Raw genomic sequence first — 3,100 nt, 5'->3', positions numbered from 1 at the left:
GGAGGTCGGAGAGCGACTTAATAGCCGAAACCCTTGGTGTGTATAGGTTCAAAAATAACTCAAAAATATTTTCACAAAACGCTTGACAACTCTGGGGAGAGTTGATACATTAATAAAGCGCCAGAAGGGAAGCGGTTCACTGAACCACGAACAAAAGGCAAAAAACTGAACCTAGAAAAAAGAATAGTTTGAAAGCTTAAAGCACTATTAACCTCGTCAAAAAAATCAAGATAGAGAGTAAAAGCGAGAGCTGATATTCAATATCGCAAACAACGAGAAAAAAGTCAAGGGAAAAAAACCAGCATTTGTGCTGAGTGGAAAGAACTTGACTCAAGCCAAAAAAACTCAACAACACGGAGAGTTTGATCCTGGCTCAGGATGAACGCTGGCGGTCTGCTTAACACATGCAAGTCGAACGGAGTAGAAATACTTAGTGGCGGACGGGTGAGTAACGCGTGAGAATCTGCCTTCAGGACGGAGACAACAGTTGGAAACGACTGCTAAGCCCCGATGTACCGAAAGGGAAAATATTTATAGCCTGAAGATGAGCTCGCGTCCGATTAGCTAGTTGGCGGAGTAAAAGCCCACCAAGGCGACGATCGGTAGCTGGTCTGAGAGGACGATCAGCCACACTGGGACTGAGACACGGCCCAGACTCCTACGGGAGGCAGCAGTGGGGAATTTTCCGCAATGGGCGAAAGCCTGACGGAGCAAGACCGCGTGGGGGAAGAAGGCTCTTGGGTTGTAAACCCCTTTTCTCTGGGAAGAAAGTTGTGAAAGCAACCTGACGGTACCAGAGGAATCAGCATCGGCTAACTCCGTGCCAGCAGCCGCGGTAAGACGGAGGATGCAAGCGTTATCCGGAATGATTGGGCGTAAAGCGTCCGCAGGTGGCAGTTCAAGTCTGCTGTCAAAGACCGGGGCTTAACTTCGGAAAGGCAGTGGAAACTGAACAGCTAGAGTATGGTAGGGGCAGAGGGAATTCCTGGTGTAGCGGTGAAATGCGTAGAGATCAGGAAGAACATCGGTGGCGAAGGCGCTCTGCTGGACCATAACTGACACTCAGGGACGAAAGCTAGGGGAGCGAATGGGATTAGATACCCCAGTAGTCCTAGCCGTAAACGATGGATACTAGGTGTTGTCTGTATCGACCCGGACAGTGCCGTAGCTAACGCGTTAAGTATCCCGCCTGGGGAGTACGCACGCAAGTGTGAAACTCAAAGGAATTGACGGGGGCCCGCACAAGCGGTGGAGTATGTGGTTTAATTCGATGCAACGCGAAGAACCTTACCAGGACTTGACATGTCGCGAATCTTTTGGAAACAGAAGAGTGCCTTCGGGAGCGCGAACACAGGTGGTGCATGGCTGTCGTCAGCTCGTGTCGTGAGATGTTGGGTTAAGTCCCGCAACGAGCGCAACCCTCGTGTTTAGTTGCCATCATTAAGTTGGGCACTCTAAACAGACTGCCGGTGACAAACCGGAGGAAGGTGGGGATGACGTCAAGTCAGCATGCCCCTTACGTCCTGGGCTACACACGTACTACAATGGTAGGGACAGAGGGCAGCCAACCCGCGAGGGCGAGCTAATCCCGTAAACCCTGCCTCAGTTCAGATTGCAGGCTGCAACTCGCCTGCATGAAGGCGGAATCGCTAGTAATCGCAGGTCAGCATACTGCGGTGAATCCGTTCCCGGGCCTTGTACACACCGCCCGTCACACCATGGAAGTTGGCCACGCCCGAAGTCATTACTCTAACCTGTAAAGGAGGAGGATGCCGAAGGCAGGGCTGATGACTGGGGTGAAGTCGTAACAAGGTAGCCGTACCGGAAGGTGTGGCTGGATCACCTCCTTTTAGGGAGACCATCTGATAGTCGACCGAACCTAAACAATAGGTCGTTGTCAGTCATCCCTGGTCGTTCGAGGAATAGATGTCAAAGCTTTCAAACTATTAACTGGTTCGGAACTCGCGGGCTATTAGCTCAGTTGGTTAGAGCGCACCCCTGATAAGGGTGAGGTCCCTGGTTCAAATCCAGGATGGCCCACCTGGAAAAAAGTGATGAATTGTCAGTAATGAGTAATGGATAATCAAGGATTAATTCAGGATTAATTCAGGACTCATACAATCAAAATCAGAACTTACAAGTGTGGGGGTATAGCTCAGTTGGTAGAGCGCCTGCCTTGCACGCAGGAAGTCAGCGGTTCGAGTCCGCTTACCTCCACTCTCACTAACTATTACCACCGCCAAAAAAACCCAAAAAAATAGAAATCAGCACCCAGACTAACTTGGTCAACAAAGAAGTCGGAATGCTGGAGTCTAGAACTCTAGTCAGAACCTTGAAAACTGCATAGAAATTAAGTCATCAAAGCGTGTCAGTCATCCGAGAAATCGGAGTATCTGACCAGCGACCACCATGAAAAAATCAAGTGGTCAAGTTACAAAGGGCTAACGGTGGATACCTAGGCACACAGAGGCGAAGAAGGACGTGGCGACCGACGATAAGCTCCGGGGAGCTGGAAGCAAGCATTGAGCCGGAGATGTCCGAATGGGGCAACCCAGTAAGTACCAATTGAATACATAGATTGGTGCGGCGAACCCAGCGAATTGAAACATCTTAGTAGCTGGAGGAAGAGAAAGCAATAGCGATTTCCCAAGTAGTGGTGAGCGAACGGGAAACAGCCTAAACCAGAGGTTTTTACTTCTGGGGTCGTGGGACAGTCAATTAACGTATCTTCAAGCTAGACAAAGCAGTTGAAAGCTGCACCAGAGAAGGTGAAAGTCCTGTAGTCGAAAGTAGAAAAGAGCGTGACTGTATCCCGAGTAGCACGGGGCCCGTGAAATCCCGTGTGAATCAGCGAGGACCATCTCGTAAGGCTAAATACTACTGTGTGACCGATAGTGAACCAGTACCGCGAGGGAAAGGTGAAAAGAACCCCGGAAGGGGAGTGAAATAGAACATGAAACCGTTAGCTTACAAGCAGTGGGAGGACGATTTAACGTCTGACCGCGTGCCTGTTGAAGCATGAGCCGGCGAGTTATAGGCAGTGGCAGGTTAAGGCCCTATGGGTTGAAGCCAAAGCGAAAGCGAGTTTGACAAGAGCGCC

2 tRNA genes, 2 rRNA genes and 1 pseudogene (1 of these 5 only partly in view) are annotated in these 3,100 nt (G+C 50.1%); 4 read left to right on the top strand and 1 reads right to left on the bottom strand.

Features of this window, described 5'->3' with window-relative positions:
• Positions 1–350 precede the first annotated feature (350 nt).
• The 3 genes from QUA43_RS30465 to QUA43_RS30455 all read left to right on the top strand — a co-directional run bounded on the left by QUA43_RS30465 (position 351) and on the right by QUA43_RS30455 (position 2,217).
• Positions 351–1,850 (top strand): 16S ribosomal RNA (locus QUA43_RS30465).
• 116 nt (positions 1,851–1,966) lie between these two features.
• Positions 1,967–2,040 (top strand) — tRNA-Ile (locus QUA43_RS30460).
• A gap of 104 nt (positions 2,041–2,144) precedes the next feature.
• Positions 2,145–2,217: transfer RNA gene (locus QUA43_RS30455), tRNA-Ala, on the top strand.
• 6 nt (positions 2,218–2,223) lie between these two features.
• Here QUA43_RS30455 and QUA43_RS31025 read toward each other — a convergent pair.
• A pseudogene (locus tag QUA43_RS31025) lies at positions 2,224–2,343 on the bottom strand (hypothetical protein); the annotation flags it as partial.
• A gap of 81 nt (positions 2,344–2,424) precedes the next feature.
• Between QUA43_RS31025 and QUA43_RS30450 the strand changes: the two are divergent.
• Positions 2,425–3,100 (top strand): 23S ribosomal RNA (locus QUA43_RS30450); it runs 2,227 nt beyond the window's last position.
• The 16S and 23S rRNA genes sit together here with 2 tRNA genes alongside, the layout of an rRNA operon.

The organism is Microcoleus sp. N9_B4, from assembly GCF_036701635.1.
Classification (GTDB): Bacteria; Cyanobacteriota; Cyanobacteriia; order Cyanobacteriales; family Microcoleaceae; genus Microcoleus.
This window is presented reverse-complemented; position numbering and strand designations above follow the sequence as displayed.